This is a genomic window from Wenzhouxiangella psychrophila, assembly GCF_042310375.1.
Lineage (GTDB): Bacteria > Pseudomonadota > Gammaproteobacteria > Xanthomonadales > Wenzhouxiangellaceae > Wenzhouxiangella.
In genome coordinates, this window is record NZ_JBHJMQ010000006.1 from 25,075 (window position 1) to 41,797 (window position 16,723).

The window sequence follows — 16,723 nt, forward strand, 5'->3', positions numbered from 1 at the left end:
TTGGATCAGCGGATCAGGCCGCGCAGGAGTTCGGTCTTTTGGGTCAGCAGTGATTCATCAGCGCGCGTTTCCACATTCAGCCGAATGACCGGTTCGGTGTTGGATGCTCGCAGATTGAAGCGCCAGGCGGCGAACGAAAGACTGATGCCGTCGGTGCGGTCGATGGCCGGCTCTTCGGGTTCGAAGTGCTTCATCACCCGGTCCATGGCCGCTTGAGGGTCGTCGACGGTGAAGTTGATTTCGCCGCTGCAGGGGAAGGCGCGAATCCGCTCGTCGACCAGTTCGGCCAGTGACTTTCCGGTAATGGCGATGCGTTCGAGCAGAAGCAACCAGGGGATCATGCCCGAGTCGCAGTAGCTGAAATCGCGGAAATAGTGATGCGCGGACATTTCGCCGCCGTAGAGCGCGTCTTCCGAGCGCATGCGCTCCTTGATGAAGGCATGGCCGCTCTTGTTGACAAGGGCGGTGCCGCCGGCGTCGGCGACTTCGGCCAGCGTATTCCAGGTCAGCCGCGGATCGAGAACGATCTTCTCGCCCGGCGATTTCTCGAGCAGCTGTCGGGCAAACAGGCCGACCAGGTAGTAGCCCTCGATGAAGCGCCCCCGATGGTCGAAAAAGAAGCAGCGGTCGAAGTCACCGTCCCAGGCGATGCCCAGATCGGCACCGGCGTCGACGACGGCCCGGGCCGTTTCCTCGCGATTGTTCGGAAGCAGCGGGTTCGGCACGCCGTTGGGCAAATGGCCGTCAGGCTCATGATGGAGACGAACAACCTCCAGCGGCAGGCCTTGGGCGAGCGCGTCGAAAGCCGGCCCGGCGCAGCCGTTTCCCGCGTTGACCACGACCTTTGAAGGGTTCAAGTTGTGGGGGTCGATGAACGACCTGATGCGCTTGAGGTAGTCATCGAATACCGACATTCGCCGGTGCTCGCCCGGCTGGTCGACCGTGAGCGGCTCGAGGCCGGCAGCCAGCAGCGCTTCCATGTCTTTCAGGCCGGTGTCGGCGCTGATCGGGATGGCCTGCTCGCGAACCATTTTCATGCCATTGTAATCGGCCGGATTATGGCTGGCGGTGATCATGATGCCGCCGCCCATGCCGTCCATCGATGCGGCGTGGTAGACCACCTCGGTGCCGCAAAGGCCGATATCGCGCGTGTCCACGCCGGCCCGGTTGAGCCCCCGGGCCAGTGCGGCGGCCAGGGACTGGCTGGACAGGCGCATGTCGAATCCGATGGCCACCGGGCCGGCCGGCTGCACCACCCGGGCGTAGGCCTGGCCGATCAGGAAAGCGCGCTCCTCGTCTAGCTGGTCGGGCACACGCCCGCGGATGTCATACGCCTTGAACGGCGAATTCTCGAGAGTCTGCATGCTTGATTACTGCCGTGATGAGCGATGGCCTTAATCGTAACCCAAGGCAGTCCGGTGTGGCATCCGAGTGGATTCCCGAAGCGCCGTTGCATAGAATGAAAGCCAGTCTGGCTGCGAAGGAGGCGGGCCCATGCTGACCCGGTCTTTCCGCTTCATCGATGCCGAAGGGCAATCGCAATCCTATGTCGACCGCAAGCGCGCCCTCTGGCTGCTGTCGGCCGTGTATCCATTGTCCCCCGTATTTGCCGTCGTCCTGTACGAGCTCAGCGGCAGCGAATGGATGCTGGCCGTTCCGATCCTGTTCAGCTACGGCCTGGTGCCGTTGCTCGACAGCCTCTGCGGCGAAGATCGCAGCAACCCGCCCGAGCAGACCGTGCCCGAACTGGAGAGCGATCGCTACTACCGGGTGCTGACCTGGCTGGCTGTGCCCCTGCACGCGATCTCGCTGATCGTGGCCGCCGCCTGGGCCGCAACCCAGGGCTTGAGTCCGGGGGGATGGCTGACCCTGGCCGTCGTGGCCGGTCTGGCTTCGGGGCTCGCGGTCAACACGGCGCATGAGATGGGGCACAAGCAAACGCGTATCGAGCAATGGCTGAGCCGGCTGGCCCTGGCCGTTCCCGTCTACGGACATTTCACCGTTGAGCACAATTTCGGCCACCACAAGCACGTGGCCACGCCCGAAGACTGTGCCAGTGCACGGATGAATGAGTCGATCTATCGATTTGCATTGCGTGAGATGCCCGGCGGGCTCAGGCGGGCCTGGCTCATCGAGCGCCGCCGCCTTGCCCGACGGGGCCGGGGCGCATGGAGTCCGCGCAACACGATCCTCCAGTCCTGGCTGATGTCCCTTCTGCTGCAGGGCATGCTGGTCATGCTGTTTGGATGGCCGACGCTGGCCTTTCTGATGATCCACAATATCGTCGCCTGGTTCCAACTGACCAGCGCCAACTACGTCGAGCATTACGGCCTGCTTCGGCGCAGGATGGCCGAGGGCGATTACGAACGTTGCCGGCCACATCACTCGTGGAACAGCAACCACGTCTTTTCCAACCTGCTGCTGTTCCACCTCGAGCGGCATTCCGACCATCACGCTCATCCGAACCGGCGCTATCAGTCCCTGCGCCACTTCGATGATCTACCGGAATTGCCGACCGGTTACTTCGGAATGTTCCTGCTTGCCTACGTGCCGCCGTTGTGGTTCCGGGTGATGAATCCCCGGCTTCTGGCCCTGCCGCATGTGGACGGCGATCTCGCGCGGGTGAACCGTTGAGTCTCGCGATGTTTCGCGAGGCTGTCCAGCTCCTGATTTATCTGCTGGAAGGAATCGGCATCCTCGTCATCGTGACCGGTTTCCTGGTGGCCACGCTGATGTGGCTGCGCCACCTGTTCGGCCGCTCGATGCATGAGAACTACGTGGCCTATCGCCGCCAGAGTGTGCGCGGGCTTATCCTCGGACTGGAGTTCCTGGTCGCCGCCGACATTATCAAGACGGTGGCTGTCGACTACACCCTGGAAAGCGTGCTGATGCTCGGAATGATCGTCCTCATTCGCAGTTTCCTGGTTTACACGCTGCATCTCGAAATGCGAAACCACGCTGATTAGCGGGCCGCTACCGACCCTCGACCCATTCGATTGCCGACTGCAGGAGCTCGCGGCTGTTTTCGAGATTCAGCTTGCGCTTGATGTTGGCGCAGTGGGTTTCAACCGTCTTGGTGCTCACGCTGAGCCGTTCGGCGATTTCCTGGTTGCTATGCAGCAGCCCGAGGAGCTTGAAAATCTCGGACTCGCGCCGGCTCAGCAACAGGTTCCTCGGTTTGAGGCTCTTGGGGACCGGACAGTCCTGGCAGGCATCAGCGCCCAGGCCGCGCCTTTCGCAATCGACCATCAAGCTCAAGTAGTACTTCAGGCGTGATTCCGGTGCCCGGGCCGGGAAGAAGCCACAGGCATCATTTCGTTTGAATGGCAGCGTGGCGCCGGCATGCCGCCGCTCCGACACCATGATCAGCTTGGGTTTGTGGCATCCCTGCGACAGGGTAGGCACGATTTGCGGCGCCAGTTCGACATCCAGGACCAGGATGTTGATGCAGCCCCGGGCGATTGATTCGATGGCTTGCTCCACCGTCTGAAGTTGAACGCGTACGTCCTTGCGTCCTATTTCAGTGAGTGCCTGTTGTAGCCCGCGCGCAAAGATCTCGCTGTTGATGAGGATTGATACCTGAATGGCGGAATCGTGCATGTACCGATTGCTGGTTTAATTAGAAAGAATGCAGATCATGGCACGCTTATTTCCTTGATGAAAATCAGGGAATCCCCGATAGACGGACTTTCGTGAAGGCATCGATGATGGGCGTCCGGATCGTAAAAGGTGTCTGAATCGCATGTTTGACGAAAGGAAGCAGGAAACCCGTGGGTGCATCCAAACGCCTGTCACGCAAACATCCGGGCTGCAATTGGATCCGGTGGGCAGGGTGGAGTTCTCTGGCGTATTGATGCAATCGCCTACCTGCAGCGGAATCTGAATTGTCTAGGGGTCGAATCGGGGGATTGCCTATGCGTGATTCGAGCAGAAACGATGCCGGGCGATGCGATCTGGAACAGGCAGGTCGCGGAATGCCGAGCAACGTGACCCGCTACGCGGCCGGTGACTGCCTGCTCGGCAGTCTTCGAAAGGCGCTTGAACAGCCCGGTGTGACCTGCCTCGAGATCCGAGATCAAGGACACATCTGGCTCGATGCCGATGCCGGTCAGTTCTTCGCCGAGATCGATTCGCCGTCCGAGTTCTTCTCGATGCCCGAGTCTTCGCTGAAGATTTCAAGCGCACGGTCGTTTAATTCTGACTGGCCGGCTCGACCGGTTGATGAGCTTCTGTATCAGTCGGCCTGGTACGGCCCGGAGAACGCATTGCTGGAAGACTGTCATCCATTCGATGTCATCCAGCTTCGCTGTTGGCCCAACTTCACCCGCCTGCCCCACACCCGCCATGTTCTGCCCCTGTCTTCACTGCTCTCGCGGCGGCCGACCAGTCTGTCGTTCGCTTATCGAATGATGCGAATTCCGGAAGCCGATGCATTGCGTTTCTACAGCGCGGTGACAGCGGCCGGCTATGTCCGGTTGATCAGTTCGCAACCCAAAGCGGCTGCAGGTGACGGCCCGCCCCAGTCCGACGAAACGGCTCCAGCCGGCAGCTTCTGGTCGCGGCTGTTCGAGCGCATTTCGGGGTTGTAGCCATGGGAAGCCAGCTGCACAAGATTCTTTTTGCCGGACCGGTCGGTGCTGGCAAGACAACGGCGATAGCCGCAGTCAGCGATTCACCGGTGATTCATACGGATGCGCGTGCCAGCGACGAAGTCGTCGAACGCAAGCAGAGTACGACCGTGGCCATGGATTACGGTACCTTGCAGATCGACCCCAAGCTCACCATTCAACTGGTTGGCACGCCGGGACAGGCGCGCTTCGGTTTCATGTGGGAAATCCTCTCGCAGGGCGCCATCGGCGTGGTCGTTCTGGTCGACAACGCAAGCCCCGATCCGCTTGCGGACATGGCCTTCTACCTCGAGGCCTTCGACGGACTGCTCGAGCGCCGGGGTGCGGCTGCAGTAGTAGGTGTCACCCGTTGCGACATTTCCTCCCAGCCGGGCCTGGCGGCCTACCGCGATGAACTCGAGCGTCTCGGACGGCGTTTGCCGGTATTCGAGGTCGACGCACGCGAGCGTGGTGATGTCAAGGTGGCCCTGTTGGCGCTGGCCGCTGAGCTCACCCCCGCGATACACCGGCGGCAACCGGCATGATGCTGGATCTGCATTCGAAGGATCGGGTTTCTCCGGTGCTTTGGCTCCAAGGGTTCGGCGCCGGCTTCGGCGAGCGCGTGGTGCTGGCCGAGATCGACCTCGAGATTTCCCGTAACGGTCTGGTCGCCCTGATGGGGCCGACCGGGGTGGGCAAGTCGACCCTGCTGCGCACGATCTGCGGTGTGGCCCGGCAGAACGCCAACTTCAAAACCTGGGGCGAGATGCGCTATCAGGGTTTGATGCCGGGCGAGTCCGGCTGGCCCAGCCTGGTGGTCCAGGATGCCCGCCTGCTTGTCTCGACCGTTCAGGAGAATCTGGTCAGCGGGCTATCCGACCGCTCAAGCCTGACCCTGCCCGAGCAGCGTCAAGCGCTCACACGCTCGCTCGAGCGCCTGGGATGCAGCGAGCTGATGGCGTGCCTCGATCAGCCCGTGGTCGATCGCACGCTGACTGATCAGCGCCTGATCGCCATCCTTCGGCAAAGCCTGGGCGACCCCCCGCTTCTGTGCGTGGATGAGCCGGCCGTGGGGCTGGATGAGGCTGGCGCGGATCGGGTTCTTGCCCTCCTGCGGCGCCTTGCCGAGCGTCGGCCCGTGCTGATGGCCACCCACCACCAGGGCCAGGCGCGATCGCATGCCGATCGAGTCGTGCTGCTGGTCAGCGGGCGCATCGGAGAACAGGCGCCAGCGACGAGCTTTTTCGCCGGGCCGTCCAGCGATGCCGGCCGTGAGTTCATCCGCCTGGGCACCTGCTCCAGTCCCAGCCCCGACATTGCGTCCGAAGTGCTCGATGACGAGACACCGCCGCCACCGCCGCTGCCCGAGCAGGCCCGGCGTGCAATGAGCGCCTGGGCCGGTCCGCGTGGATTCGTGTGGCTCGAGCCGGGGCGGCTTGCGGGTACGCCCAGGCCCGGCGTGGTCAGTGAGGTTGCGCAGGATCTCGATGCGCTCGCCCGCGTCGGCGTCACTCGACTGCTGACGCTCCTGGAGGATCCGCTCGACTGCGACGCCGACCTGGCCCATCGCGGGATGGAGGCTGTTCACGTGCCCGTCGACGACATGACCGCGCCCACCATTACCCAGGCGGTGACTTTCTGTCGCCAGATCTGGCGATGGTTACAGCAGGGGGAAGTGGTCGCCATCCACTGCCATGCCGGGCACGGTCGTACAGGTACGGCGCTGGCCGCCTGGCGCATCTGGCGGGGGGCGTCCGCGGTCGATGCCATCGACAGCCTGCGCCGCATCGAGCGCCGCTGGATTCAGTCGCGCGAGCAGGTCGAGTTCCTCGAACGATTCGAAAGCTTCATGCAAGCGTCCGGCCGGTCGTCTGACGACCGCAGTCCGGGCGAGCGTGATTCCGTGTAGTTCAACAACCAAACCAACCAACTAAGGAGGAGTACCCATGTCCGATTTCGATTCAGCCCTGCAGCAGGCCGTTCAGAGCATCCCGGAGTGCCTGGCCGCAGGCTATGTGGATCTCGAGTCGGGAATGCTGATCGGCATCAAGACCGTCGATTCGCACCCGGATGAAGTGATGGACATGCTGGCGGCCGCGACCGCGGAAATGTTCCAGGGGCCCAATGTCGTCGCTATCGAGCGCATCTTCAAGAAGGCTCGGGGCGTCGAGGACGACGGTTCGCACTATTTCCAGGAGATGATCGTCAACAGCGACAACCTGATTCATTTTTTCATGCGAGCCAAGCAGTCACCGGACCAGGTGGCCTGTTTCGTTTGCCGCCGTTCAGCCAATCTCGGCATGGTGGTTACAAAGGCGCGTCAGGCCATGGCTACCGTTGAAGCGTCAGCCTGAGGTATCAACAACGGAAGGGAGATCCGGCCCGGACTTCCGGGGCGGAGCCCATCCACATGGGGAGCTTGAATCTTGAATCAGGGAACCGCCAACCAGCCGGCCGGGGTCGATCATCCCCGCGGTACGCGTGTTCGCTCCATCCTGCGCGGGCTCATGGGCTCGACGGATGGTAGCGTCAATGCCGCCGCCGCGATCACCAGCGACGGCATGGTGATCGCCTCGGTGTTGCAGGATGGTGTCGACGCCGACCGCTTCGCCGCCATGTCCGCTTCGCTCCTGGCCCTGGCCGAACGCGAAATCGACGAGATCCAGCGCGGGCGGCTGCGGCAGTTACTGATCGAGGGTACGGAGGGTGCCGTGTTGCTGGTCCAGGCTGGTGCCGGCACCGTGCTCGCCGTTTCGGCCGAGCCCGGGGCGCTCATGGGCAAGGTGTTTCTGGAAGCGCGGCGGGCCGCAGCTGAGCTCCAGGGATGCCTGACGACAGTGGAGTAGCGGGCGACGACATGCAGGTCCGTTATCAGCAGCAACTGGTCGACGTTCGCGACGGTGAAACTCTGTTGTCCGCTCTGCTGCGCCAGGGCCTACCGGTACGCTATTCCTGTCGGGCCGGGACCTGCCATACCTGTTTGATGCGGGCAACCAGTGGGCGGCCGCCGGAAGCGGCCGGCCGAGGACTTGGTCCAGAATTGATCGAGCGGGGGTTCTTCCTGCCGTGCAAGTGCCGGCCGACCGGACCGCTGGAGGTCGAGCAACCTTCCGTATCGAAATTGGCGACGGGCTGTCAGGTGATGGAGGCAAAAATGCTCGCCCCCGATATTCGTTGCCTGCGCCTGCGTTCGCACCCCGGTATCGACCCGAAGCCCGGCCAGCATGTCCGGGTGTTGCATCCCGAGGGCGCCACGCGCTGCTACTCCGTGGCCAGTTTGCCGCAACGGGACGGTTATCTGGAACTCCATGTACGACGAGTCGAGGGTGGCCGGGTCAGCCGCTGGCTGGTCGATGAAGTGGCAGTAGGTGACGGGATCGACTTGTTGCCGCCGTCCGGCGATCTGATCAACCCCGAGCCCAAGGCGGGTCGCGACCTTCTGCTGGTGGGGACGGGAACAGGCCTGGCACCACTGGCGGCGATATTGCGCGAGGCGCTGGCCGAAGCGCATGCTGGCCGCATCTGGCTGCTTCACGGCGTACGTGGACGCCCGGATCTGTACGCAGACACCTGGCTGCGCGTGCTCGAGTCTGCGCATCCCCGCCTCACCTACCTGCCTTGCTGCACCGCCGAACCGGATTGGCCGGAGTGTTTTCACGGGCGCGTCACAGACCTGCTGGCGGAGCAGCTGACAGCTGCATTTGAAGGGCGTGTTCTGGTTGCCGGCAGGCCGGATATGGTCGACGCGGTTGCCAGCCTCTGCCGGGAGCGCTGCGAGTCAGCGGAAGTGCGCGGTGATCCTTTCCTTTTTGGCCATGAAGCCATCCCCACCGCTTCGAGTGGTGGTGAAAGGCGGGTACCACCTCCGGACCCCGAGCTATGGAGCAGGCTGGGCAACGGTGAGCTGCTGCGCGAAGTATTACGCGACTTCTACGATATCGCCTTCGAGGATGAGCATCTGGGCCCGTATTTCCACGGCGTGACCCGCCAGCGACTGCGCGAGAAACAGTATTCGTTCCTGCGCAGCCTGATGCTCGGAACGCGGGACTACATGGGCCAACGGCCACGCAACGCCCATCACTGGATGGTAATTCCGGACTGGCTGTTCGATTATCGGCTGGAATTGATGGAGCAGTGCATGCGTGATCACGGGTTGACCGAACCCTGGATCGGGCGCTGGCACGCACTGGAAGCTTTCTTCCGCCGCGATATCGTCAAACAGGCACCCTGGCCGCGTCGCATCGGGGAAAACGATGTTCTCCTGGACGGCCTCGAAGAGGCTGTGCTGGAGGACGGCGGTCACTGCGACGGTTGCGAGCGAATCATAAAGCGGGGCGAGTCGGTCAGTTTCCACCTGCGCGAGGGGAGCCTTTACTGCGGTGATTGCAGCCGGCCCTCCTCGAATGACGGGACGCGGGGATTGTCCGCGTGACGGCCATGCGAATGGGCGACTTCGGACTGGTCAGCAGCGTTCCCCAACGCAGCTGGCAGGCCTTGACGCAAATCGATTCTGTCGCGTTCGTGCACGTGGACCTGGATGGCCGCATCCAGTATGCCAACGCCGGCGTATCGCGCATTTTCGGCTACATGGCCGGGGAGCTGATCGGGCACTCGATCGAGGTGCTGTTGCCCAAAGCGCTCAGAGAGCGACATGCGGGGTACCTGTCCGACTACATCAGCCGTCGCGCCGCCGGGCGGGTTCGGGCCTCACCGATCGTTCGCCAAACCCGACACTTTCCACGCGAACTGCGGTCCCCGGACGGTGATTTCCTGCGATTCGCGGCTGTTGCATCCGACGGGCGGGAGATTCCCATCTCCCTGACCGTCAATGAAGTTCACTCCGCATCGGGCGAACTCGCAGGCTTCGTCGGCATGATCGTCGATTGCTCGGATGAACACGCGTTGCAGGAGCGGATTCGTCACCAGGCCCTGCACGACGAGGCCACGGGCCTTCTCAACTGGCGGGGGCTCCACGAGGCGGTAGTCAGGCTCGATCGCAACAATCGTCAGGCCTGTCGAGGCGACGGGCATACCTTGCTGAACATCGACATCGATCACTTCTCCGCGCTCGCCTTCGAATGCAAGGCTGTCGCCGATCATGCCATCGTTCTGGCCGCTCACTGGCTGCGCGATCGAGTCGAAGAGTGGAGCCCGGCGGGTCGGGGGATGGTGGCAAGGCATTTCACCGCAACGGAGTTCCTGGTCCACCTGGCCGATACGAGCCATGAAAATGCGAGCGAGTTTGCCGAGACCTTGAGGGAGGCTTTTTGCAGCCTCAATCTTGGTACCGACATCAACCCCTTTTACACGACGCTCAGCATTGGCGTGGCGCGAGCGGATGCCGGCATGACGCTCGATTACCTGCTGGCGCGGGCCGCCAATGCCGGCTATTTGGCCCGGGCGCGCGGTCACGATCGTGTCGTTGTGGCCGCTGAAGATGACACGCAGATCTACGCGTTGGGGCACGAGATTCGACACGCGTTGCGGGCCGGACGCATCGACGTGCATGCCCAGCGACTCGTCCCGCTGAGCCGACTACACGATGGCGATGAGTCGCCAAAATTGTATTTCGAGGTCCTGTGTCGACTCCGTGACAGGAGGGATGAGCTGATCGAGCCGGGGCGGGTTTTCCCGGCAGCCGAGAAGCTTGGCCTGGCAGTTGCGCTGGATTTGCATATGATCGGCCGAGTGCTCGGGGCGCTGGCCCGCCACTGCGCCCGCCCGGCAGCGCTGGAGCAATGCTCGATCAACCTGTCCGGCATCACCCTGTCGAGTGATTCCGTTTTCGCCGAGATTCAAAGACTCATCCGAGTCCACGGAGCCGATCCCCAAAAGCTATGCTTCGAGATTACCGAGAGCTCTCGCATTCGTGACCGGCAAGTGGCTCTGCGCAACGTTCAGCAGTTGCGGGGCATGGGCTGTCGCATCGCACTCGACGACTTCGGCAGTGGATACTCGAACTATCAGAGCCTCATTCAGTGGCCGATCGATATCGTCAAGATCGACGGCAGCTATATTCGGCGGATACTCGAGGCAGGAGCGCTCAAGACAGATGTCGAGGGGATGATCGCCTCGGCCAAGGCCCGTGGGATCGAAATCGTGGCCGAATATGTCGAGAGCGAGTCCGTGAGTCGGGCGCTCAAGAGGATGGGTGTCGACTTTGCCCAGGGCTTTCGTTTTCATCGAGCCGAGCCGATCGAGCGGTTGCTGCGCCGTCTGGATGGTCGTGACAACGAGTCCGCTTGATTCGATGGGGTGGTGTGGTCAAAAGCTCCATGCCGCGCAGGGCGCGGCATGGAAGAAATTCCGGCGGGCGCGAATCAGAAGCGCAGGCCGATGGCGGTCGAAAACACCCAGGGATCGATATCGGCCTTGATGCGGCTGTCGAGGTCGACTTCGAAGCCGTCGCCATCCACGGTCGTGGTACGCAGTTCGGCGTCGGCCTCGATATCGATCCAGCGCAGGTCGAAGTTGACGAACCAGGCGTCGTTGAGCGCCACGTCCGCACCCAGTTGCAGGGCGATGCCGAAGGAATCGTCGATCGTCATGTCCGTATTGCCACCGGCATAGTCGGTGCCCAGGGCGGTATTGGACGTGCCGATGATGCCCTGATGCAGGGAGTCGGTGGTCTTTTCGTCGAAGAACTTGGTGTAGTTCAGTCCCACGCCGGCATAGGGGCGGAAGGTCTGGTCAGGACGGAAGTGGTACTGCAGGCTCAGCGTGGGCGGAAGGTGCTTGGTACTGCCGAGCTTGCCCAGGCCGGCCAGGGCGCCGTCGCCTTCGACACTGTGATTGAACGGCCAGGCGGCGAGCAGTTCGACGCCGAGATGGTCGGAGGCCATGTAGGTGACGTTGATGATCGGGCGCGTATTCTCGTCGACGTCGATCCGGTAATCATCGAGTTCGATGCCCTCGAAGACCAGGTTTCCGCTGTCGGCGTCCGGGGCAACATGGCCCAGGCCGAGTCGGAGCAGCCAGTCGCCCTGGGACTGGGCCAGTGCGTTGACGGAGAAGAGGGCCAGGGCGGCCGTGAGCAGCAGTTTCTTGTGGTTCATTTGCATGCCTCCATGGGCGGTCAGGGGTCTGTTGACGTGGCGCAGTCTATGTTCAGCGAGGCGGCGTGGATTTGACTGACATCAACTTTCCCGGAATCCCTGCGAAGGGCGGGTGTCGACGACTTGGTGATACCATTGGCGCGCTGCCAAAGCTGGAATTTCCGACCCATGTTCGACAAGTCTTTCACCATTGCAGGATTCGATGACGAGCTGGCCTCCGCGATGCGCTCGGAAGAGCAGCGCCAGGAGGATCACATCGAACTGATCGCCTCTGAAAACTACGCGAGCCCGCGGGTGATGGAGGCGCAAGGCTCGGTGTTGACCAACAAGTATGCCGAGGGCTACCCGGGCAAGCGCTATTACGGCGGTTGCGAGTTCGTCGACATCGCGGAAAATCTCGCCATCGAGCGCGTCAAGCAGCTCTTCGGCGCCGGCTATGCCAACGTCCAGCCGCATTCGGGTTCACAGGCCAACCAGGCGGTCTACATGGCGCTGCTCAAGCCCGGCGACACGATCCTGGGCATGGACCTGTCCGAGGGCGGGCACCTGACCCACGGTGCCAAGGTGAACTTCTCGGGGCGGCTCTTCAATGCCGTCCACTACGGGCTGAACCGTGAAACGGGCGAAATCGATTACGAGAAAATGGCCGAACTGGCCCGCGAGCACAGGCCGAAAATGCTGATCGGCGGTTTCTCGGCTTATTCCCGCGTGGTCGACTGGGCCCGCATGCGCGAGATCGCCGATGAAGTGGGCGCCTGGTTCATGGTCGACATGGCGCATGTCGCCGGGCTGATCGCCGCCGGTGTCTATCCCAATCCGGTACCGCATGCCCATGTCGTGACCTCGACCACGCACAAGACCCTGCGCGGGCCGCGCGGCGGCATCATCCTTGCTGCCGGTGACGATGAGGCTATCGTCAAGAAATTCCAGTCACTGGTCTTTCCGGGTTGCCAGGGCGGGCCGCTGATGCACGTTATCGCGGCCAAGGCCGTGGCCTTCAAGGAAGCCCTCGAACCCGATTTCCGCGATTACCAGCAGCGGGTTGTCGACAATGCCCGCGCCATGGCGGACGTCGTCATGGATCGCGGCTACAAGGTCGTATCCGGCGGATCGGACAATCACCTGTTTCTGATCGACCTCATCGACAAGGATATTACCGGCAAGGACGCCGAAGCCGCGCTCGGCCGCGCCAACATCACGGTCAACAAGAACACCGTGCCGGGCGAGCCGCGCTCGCCCTTCGTGACCTCAGGCCTTCGCATCGGCACGCCGGCGTGCACGACGCGCGGCTTTACCGAAGACGACTGCCGCGAACTGGCCGGCCTGATGTGCGACATCCTCGACAATTTGGGCGACGAATCCGTCGAGGCCCGCGTCAAGGAGGCCGCCCTGGCGTTGTGTCGCAAGCATCCGGTTTATGTTCAATAAAGGCTTCAGGGTTCAGGGTTCAGGTTTCAGGCGGCAGCCGAGGGCCTTGCCGGGCGTTTTCGCCGCCCGGAACACCGAACCCGGAGCCCCGAACACATAGCCCATGTGGTGCCCGTTCTGTAATCACACTGAAACGCGCGTCGTCGACTCGCGTTTGGCTTCCGATGGGTTCCAGATTCGGCGTCGGCGCGAATGCGCCGACTGCGGGGCGCGCTTCAACACCATGGAGACACCGGCGCTCAAGGCGCCCAATGTCATCAAGGCGGACGGCTCACGCGAGGCGTTCGACGAGGACAAGCTCAGGCGCGGCATGCTCAAGGCGCTGGAGAAGCGGCCGGTGGAAACGCAGCTGGTCGAACGCGCAATGCGCAAGCTCGTGCGCGAGGTTCGCACCCTCGAGGAATCGGAGATCTCGAGCCAGCAGCTGGGCGACTGGGTTGCCGCAGAACTCTCTCAGCTCGATCAGGTCGCGTACGTGCGCTTCGCCTCGGTCTACCGTCGCTTCGAGGATGTACAGGCCTTCCGCGAGGAAATCGAAAGACTCGAGCGCGAAAACCCCGGCGTCATCGACCGCCGCCAGATTTCGCTGCTCGGCGAAGAAGATAAATGAAGGGTTCAGGGTTCAGGGTTCAGGTTTCAGGCGGCGTGTCGAAGCAACGCGGGGCGGCGTTGCCGCGCGAGGTTGTTGCCATCCGTGTCCTTGAATCATTGCCCGAGCATGCGCAAAGCCCGTCCATAGTAATTTTTCGTCGGAATGGCAAAGCATTTTCGCGGCGAAGCCGCCCTGCGCCGCTGCGCAGTTGCCGGCCTGAACCCTGAACCTTTAGCTCCATGACCTTCACCGCTGACGATCATCGCTACATGGCCGAGGCGCTCAGGCTGGCCGAGAAGGGTCGGCTGACGACCGACCCGAATCCGGCGGTCGGCTGCCTGATCGTCAACGGTGGCGAGATCGTCGGGCGGGGCTGGCATCGGGCCGCCGGCGAACCGCATGCCGAAACACTGGCGTTGCAGCAGGCCGGCGTCCGGGCGCGTGGTGCCACCGCCTACGTCACGCTCGAGCCCTGCAGCCATCACGGGCGGACACCGCCATGCGCCCGGAGCCTTGTCGAGGCGGGGATTGCTTCCGTGGTTTCGGCCATGCCTGATCCGGATGCGCGCGTGGCCGGCAGTGGGCATGATCTGCTCGCACGCGCCGGAGTCACGGTGCGCACCGGGCTGATGGAGTCGGTCGCGCGCGAACTCAATCGCGGCTTCGTCAGTCGCCACGAGCGAGGCAGGCCCTGGGTTCGCGTCAAGCTGGCCGCCAGCATGGACGGGTTCACGGCCGGCGCGGATGGGCGCTCGCAGTGGATTACCGGCAAGTCCGCCCGCGCCGACGTTCAGCACTGGCGCGCACAGGCCTCCTGTATCCTCACCGGCATCGGTACCGTCCTGGCCGACGATCCGCGGCTGAATGTGCGATTGAGCGGCTTCGATCGTCAGCTGTTGCGGGTGGTTGTGGATTCCGAGGCGCGCCTGCCGGACGGCCTTCGCCTGACGAACTTGCCGGGGCCGGTAATCGCGGCCACCTGCGTCGAACCGCCTCCGGTCGAGGGGGTGACCTGGTGGCGCTTGCCACCCGACCTGACGGGTCGAGTCAGCTTGCCCGTGCTGATGGCGCGGCTGGCCGAGCGCCAGATCAATGTCGTGCATGTCGAGGCCGGTCCGACGCTGTCCGGTGCCCTGGTGCAGTCGGGCCTGGTCGACGAACTGCTGGTCTACCAGGCGCCCTGCCTGATCGGGCAGGGTCGGCCGTTGCTCGCACTGCCGGGGATGGAAAAGTTCGATGACCGCCTCCAACTAGAGTTGGTCGATCAGCGCCGTATCGGTTCTGACTGGCGTTTTCTCTACCATTTCGCGTCTCGATAACAAAGCCATGTTTACCGGAATCGTCCAGGCCGTGGGAACGGTCAGCCGGATCACGCCCGCCGAGGCGGGCTGCCGCATGCGCATCGATTGCCCCGAGCTGGAGCCAGCCGGCTGGCAGGCCGGCGACAGCGTGGCCGTGGCAGGATGCTGCCTGACTGCCCTCGAGATTGACGATCGGGGCTTTTCGGCCGATCTGTCTGCCGAAACCCTGGAGCGCACCAGCCTGGGTGGCCTGGAAGCCGGCAGCCCGGTCAACCTCGAACCCGCGCTGGCCGTCGGCGACCGGCTCGGCGGGCACCTGGTCAGCGGCCATGTCGACGGCCAGGCCGAAGTGGTTTCCATACGTCCCGCCGGCGAGAGCCGTGTTTTCCGGTTTCGCGTGCCGCAGTCGCTCTCGCGCTTCATTGCCGAGAAAGGATCGGTCACGCTCGACGGTGTGAGCCTGACCGTCAACACCGTTGCCTCGCGTGAGTTTGAAATCAACCTGATCCCCCACACCCTGGCCGTAACCACACTGGGCCGGTTGGCTCCCGGCGATTGCGTCAACCTGGAGGTCGACCTTCTGGCGCGCTATCTTGAGCGGCTCACAGGAGTTCAAGCATGAGCTTTGATTCGATCGAATCCATCCTCGACGACATCCGCCAGGGCCGGATGGTCGTCATGCTCGATGACGAAGACCGCGAGAACGAGGGCGACCTGATCATGGCCGCCCCGCTGGTGCGGCCCGAAGATGTCAACTTCATGGCTCGCTACGGCCGGGGCCTGATCTGCCTGTCGCTCACCCGCGAGCGTTGTCGGCAGCTCGGGCTGCAGTTGATGGTGCGCGACACCGACCGCCATCACCAGACCAATTTCACGGTTTCAATCGAGGCGGCTACCGGCGTGACCACGGGAATTTCGGCCTATGATCGCGCCCACACCATCCGCGCCGCCGTGGCGCCCGATGCGAATCTGGACAGCCTCACCCAGCCGGGCCACGTCTTTCCGCTCATGGCCCAGCCCGGCGGCGTGCTGGCCCGGGCCGGGCACACCGAGGCCAGCATGGATCTGTCACTGCTGGCCGGCCTTGAGCCGGCCGGGGTGCTGGTCGAGATTCTCAACGAGGACGGCACCATGGCGCGACGGCCCGAACTGGAGGCCTTCGTCAAGACGCATGATCTGAAGATGGGGACGGTCGCCGACCTGATCCGCTACCGCATGAGCACCGAACAGAATGTCGAGTGCGTGCACACGCAAATGGTGGGCACCGCGTATGGCGAGTTCCAGCTCAGGGTCTTTCGCGACCGCATTACCCAGCGCCTGCACTGGGCCCTGATTCGCGGTGAGATCGATCCTGCCGAGTCCTTCCCGGTACGCGTGCACGTCCCGGAACTGCTGGGCGATGTGATGGGTATTACCGAGCCTGGATTCGGCATGCCGCTCGACGCCGTGCTGTCCGACATCGCGCGCCGCGGGCAGGGCATGGCCCTGGTGCTGGGCTATGATGAGGACGATGCGGACCGGCTGGCCGGGCTGCAGGAAGGCGGTACCGGGCCGGACGGCGGTGATCGCGGCCAGGCAGCCAACGAGTTGCGCAGCTACGGCATTGCCGCGCAGATCATCGCCGAGCTGGGCATTCGCCGCATGCAGGTCTTCGGTGCGCCGAAGCGACTGCACGCGCTCGATGGTTTCGGCCTCGAGATCACGAACTATGTCGTTCCGGAAAGAGAGGGCTGAAGCGCA

Annotated in this window: 17 protein-coding genes; 14 read left to right on the plus strand and 3 right to left on the minus strand. The window is 63.3% G+C overall.

Translation table 11 applies throughout. From position 1 onward, the window contains the following. Positions 1–5: 5 nt before the first annotated feature. Positions 6–1,364: a phosphohexomutase domain-containing protein gene (locus ACDC66_RS09175; RefSeq protein ID WP_376696407.1), complete on the minus strand. Its 1,359-nt coding sequence runs from the start codon at positions 1,362–1,364 to the stop codon at positions 6–8. Between the two features lie 130 nt (positions 1,365–1,494). On the opposite strand from ACDC66_RS09175, the gene ACDC66_RS09180 reads away from it, so the two are divergent. Continuing rightward, positions 1,495–2,634, plus strand: a complete 1,140-nt coding sequence (locus tag ACDC66_RS09180; protein ID WP_376696408.1) for an alkane 1-monooxygenase — start codon at positions 1,495–1,497, stop codon at positions 2,632–2,634. 8 nt (positions 2,635–2,642) lie between these two features. Then, positions 2,643–2,966: a DUF1622 domain-containing protein gene (locus ACDC66_RS09185; protein WP_376696409.1), complete on the plus strand. Its 324-nt coding sequence runs from the start codon at positions 2,643–2,645 to the stop codon at positions 2,964–2,966. A 7-nt stretch (positions 2,967–2,973) separates the two neighbouring features. Here ACDC66_RS09185 and ACDC66_RS09190 read toward each other — a convergent pair whose 3' ends face one another. After that, the gene (locus ACDC66_RS09190; protein WP_376696410.1) at positions 2,974–3,600 is read right to left on the minus strand and encodes a response regulator transcription factor; all 627 of its coding nucleotides are present in this window, start codon (positions 3,598–3,600) and stop codon (positions 2,974–2,976) included. A 314-nt stretch (positions 3,601–3,914) separates the two neighbouring features. Between ACDC66_RS09190 and ACDC66_RS09195 the strand changes: the two genes are divergently transcribed. The 7 genes from ACDC66_RS09195 (at position 3,915) to ACDC66_RS09225 (ending at position 10,853) form a co-directional block, all read left to right on the plus strand. Further along, a complete protein-coding gene (locus ACDC66_RS09195; RefSeq protein WP_376696411.1) occupies positions 3,915–4,589 on the plus strand; it encodes a hypothetical protein in 675 nt (224 codons plus the stop codon). A gap of 2 nt (positions 4,590–4,591) precedes the next feature. Further along, a complete protein-coding gene (locus ACDC66_RS09200) occupies positions 4,592–5,152 on the plus strand; it encodes a GTP-binding protein (RefSeq protein ID WP_376696412.1) in 561 nt (186 codons plus the stop codon). Continuing rightward, a complete protein-coding gene (locus ACDC66_RS09205) occupies positions 5,149–6,516 on the plus strand; it encodes a phosphatase domain-containing putative toxin (RefSeq protein ID WP_376696413.1) in 1,368 nt (455 codons plus the stop codon). The genes ACDC66_RS09200 and ACDC66_RS09205 overlap by 4 nt, the downstream gene beginning before the upstream one ends. Before the next feature lie 37 nt (positions 6,517–6,553). Then, positions 6,554–6,961 carry a hypothetical protein gene (locus ACDC66_RS09210; protein ID WP_376696414.1) on the plus strand — a complete coding sequence of 136 codons (408 nt, stop codon included), beginning with the start codon at positions 6,554–6,556 and terminating at the stop codon, positions 6,959–6,961. A gap of 72 nt (positions 6,962–7,033) precedes the next feature. Beyond that, complete coding sequence (locus tag ACDC66_RS09215) at positions 7,034–7,453, plus strand: roadblock/LC7 domain-containing protein (protein ID WP_376696415.1); 420 nt, start codon at positions 7,034–7,036, stop codon at positions 7,451–7,453. After that, positions 7,432–9,039 (plus strand): 2Fe-2S iron-sulfur cluster-binding protein, encoded by a 1,608-nt coding sequence (locus tag ACDC66_RS09220; protein ID WP_376696416.1) that lies wholly within the window; start codon positions 7,432–7,434, stop codon positions 9,037–9,039. Before ACDC66_RS09215 ends, ACDC66_RS09220 begins: the two co-directional genes overlap by 22 nt. Before the next feature lie 5 nt (positions 9,040–9,044). After that, complete coding sequence (locus ACDC66_RS09225; protein WP_376696584.1) at positions 9,045–10,853, plus strand: EAL domain-containing protein; 1,809 nt, start codon at positions 9,045–9,047, stop codon at positions 10,851–10,853. A 74-nt stretch (positions 10,854–10,927) separates the two neighbouring features. On the opposite strand, the gene ACDC66_RS09230 is transcribed toward ACDC66_RS09225, so the two are convergent. Next, entirely contained in the window at positions 10,928–11,662 is a 735-nt protein-coding gene (locus tag ACDC66_RS09230) for an OmpW/AlkL family protein (protein ID WP_376696417.1), read from the minus strand. 168 nt (positions 11,663–11,830) lie between these two features. On the opposite strand from ACDC66_RS09230, the gene glyA reads away from it, so the two are divergent. From glyA to ribB, 5 genes are all read left to right on the plus strand, one after another. After that, positions 11,831–13,090, plus strand: a complete 1,260-nt coding sequence (gene glyA / locus ACDC66_RS09235) for a serine hydroxymethyltransferase (RefSeq protein ID WP_376696418.1) — start codon at positions 11,831–11,833, stop codon at positions 13,088–13,090. A gap of 103 nt (positions 13,091–13,193) precedes the next feature. Then, a complete protein-coding gene (gene nrdR / locus ACDC66_RS09240) occupies positions 13,194–13,700 on the plus strand; it encodes a transcriptional regulator NrdR (protein WP_376696419.1) in 507 nt (168 codons plus the stop codon). Positions 13,701–13,921: 221 nt separating this feature from the next. Then, complete coding sequence (gene ribD / locus ACDC66_RS09245) at positions 13,922–15,001, plus strand: bifunctional diaminohydroxyphosphoribosylaminopyrimidine deaminase/5-amino-6-(5-phosphoribosylamino)uracil reductase RibD (protein WP_376696420.1); 1,080 nt, start codon at positions 13,922–13,924, stop codon at positions 14,999–15,001. A gap of 7 nt (positions 15,002–15,008) precedes the next feature. After that, on the plus strand, positions 15,009–15,605 hold the full coding sequence (locus ACDC66_RS09250; protein ID WP_376696421.1) for a riboflavin synthase: 597 nt from the start codon (positions 15,009–15,011) through the stop codon (positions 15,603–15,605). After that, positions 15,602–16,717 (plus strand): 3,4-dihydroxy-2-butanone-4-phosphate synthase, encoded by a 1,116-nt coding sequence (ribB, locus tag ACDC66_RS09255; RefSeq protein ID WP_376696422.1) that lies wholly within the window; start codon positions 15,602–15,604, stop codon positions 16,715–16,717. The genes ACDC66_RS09250 and ribB overlap by 4 nt, the downstream gene beginning before the upstream one ends. Positions 16,718–16,723 lie beyond the last annotated feature (6 nt).

Excerpts from the sequence above, each read along its gene's own strand:
- ACDC66_RS09175 (WP_376696407.1), bottom strand. The coding sequence starts at position 1,364 with ATGCAGACTCTCGAGAATTCGCCGTTCAAGGCGTATGACATCCGCGGG.
- ACDC66_RS09180 (WP_376696408.1), top strand. The coding sequence starts at position 1,495 with ATGCTGACCCGGTCTTTCCGCTTCATCGATGCCGAAGGGCAATCGCAA.
- ACDC66_RS09185 (WP_376696409.1), top strand. The coding sequence starts at position 2,643 with ATGTTTCGCGAGGCTGTCCAGCTCCTGATTTATCTGCTGGAAGGAATC.
- ACDC66_RS09190 (WP_376696410.1), bottom strand. The coding sequence starts at position 3,600 with ATGCACGATTCCGCCATTCAGGTATCAATCCTCATCAACAGCGAGATC.
- ACDC66_RS09195 (WP_376696411.1), top strand. The coding sequence starts at position 3,915 with ATGCGTGATTCGAGCAGAAACGATGCCGGGCGATGCGATCTGGAACAG.
- ACDC66_RS09200 (WP_376696412.1), top strand. The coding sequence starts at position 4,592 with ATGGGAAGCCAGCTGCACAAGATTCTTTTTGCCGGACCGGTCGGTGCT.
- ACDC66_RS09205 (WP_376696413.1), top strand. The coding sequence starts at position 5,149 with ATGATGCTGGATCTGCATTCGAAGGATCGGGTTTCTCCGGTGCTTTGG.
- ACDC66_RS09210 (WP_376696414.1), top strand. The coding sequence starts at position 6,554 with ATGTCCGATTTCGATTCAGCCCTGCAGCAGGCCGTTCAGAGCATCCCG.
- ACDC66_RS09220 (WP_376696416.1), top strand. The coding sequence starts at position 7,432 with ATGCCTGACGACAGTGGAGTAGCGGGCGACGACATGCAGGTCCGTTAT.
- ACDC66_RS09225 (WP_376696584.1), top strand. The coding sequence starts at position 9,045 with ATGCGAATGGGCGACTTCGGACTGGTCAGCAGCGTTCCCCAACGCAGC.
- ACDC66_RS09230 (WP_376696417.1), bottom strand. The coding sequence starts at position 11,662 with ATGAACCACAAGAAACTGCTGCTCACGGCCGCCCTGGCCCTCTTCTCC.
- glyA (WP_376696418.1), top strand. The coding sequence starts at position 11,831 with ATGTTCGACAAGTCTTTCACCATTGCAGGATTCGATGACGAGCTGGCC.
- nrdR (WP_376696419.1), top strand. The coding sequence starts at position 13,194 with ATGTGGTGCCCGTTCTGTAATCACACTGAAACGCGCGTCGTCGACTCG.
- ribD (WP_376696420.1), top strand. The coding sequence starts at position 13,922 with ATGACCTTCACCGCTGACGATCATCGCTACATGGCCGAGGCGCTCAGG.
- ACDC66_RS09250 (WP_376696421.1), top strand. The coding sequence starts at position 15,009 with ATGTTTACCGGAATCGTCCAGGCCGTGGGAACGGTCAGCCGGATCACG.
- ribB (WP_376696422.1), top strand. The coding sequence starts at position 15,602 with ATGAGCTTTGATTCGATCGAATCCATCCTCGACGACATCCGCCAGGGC.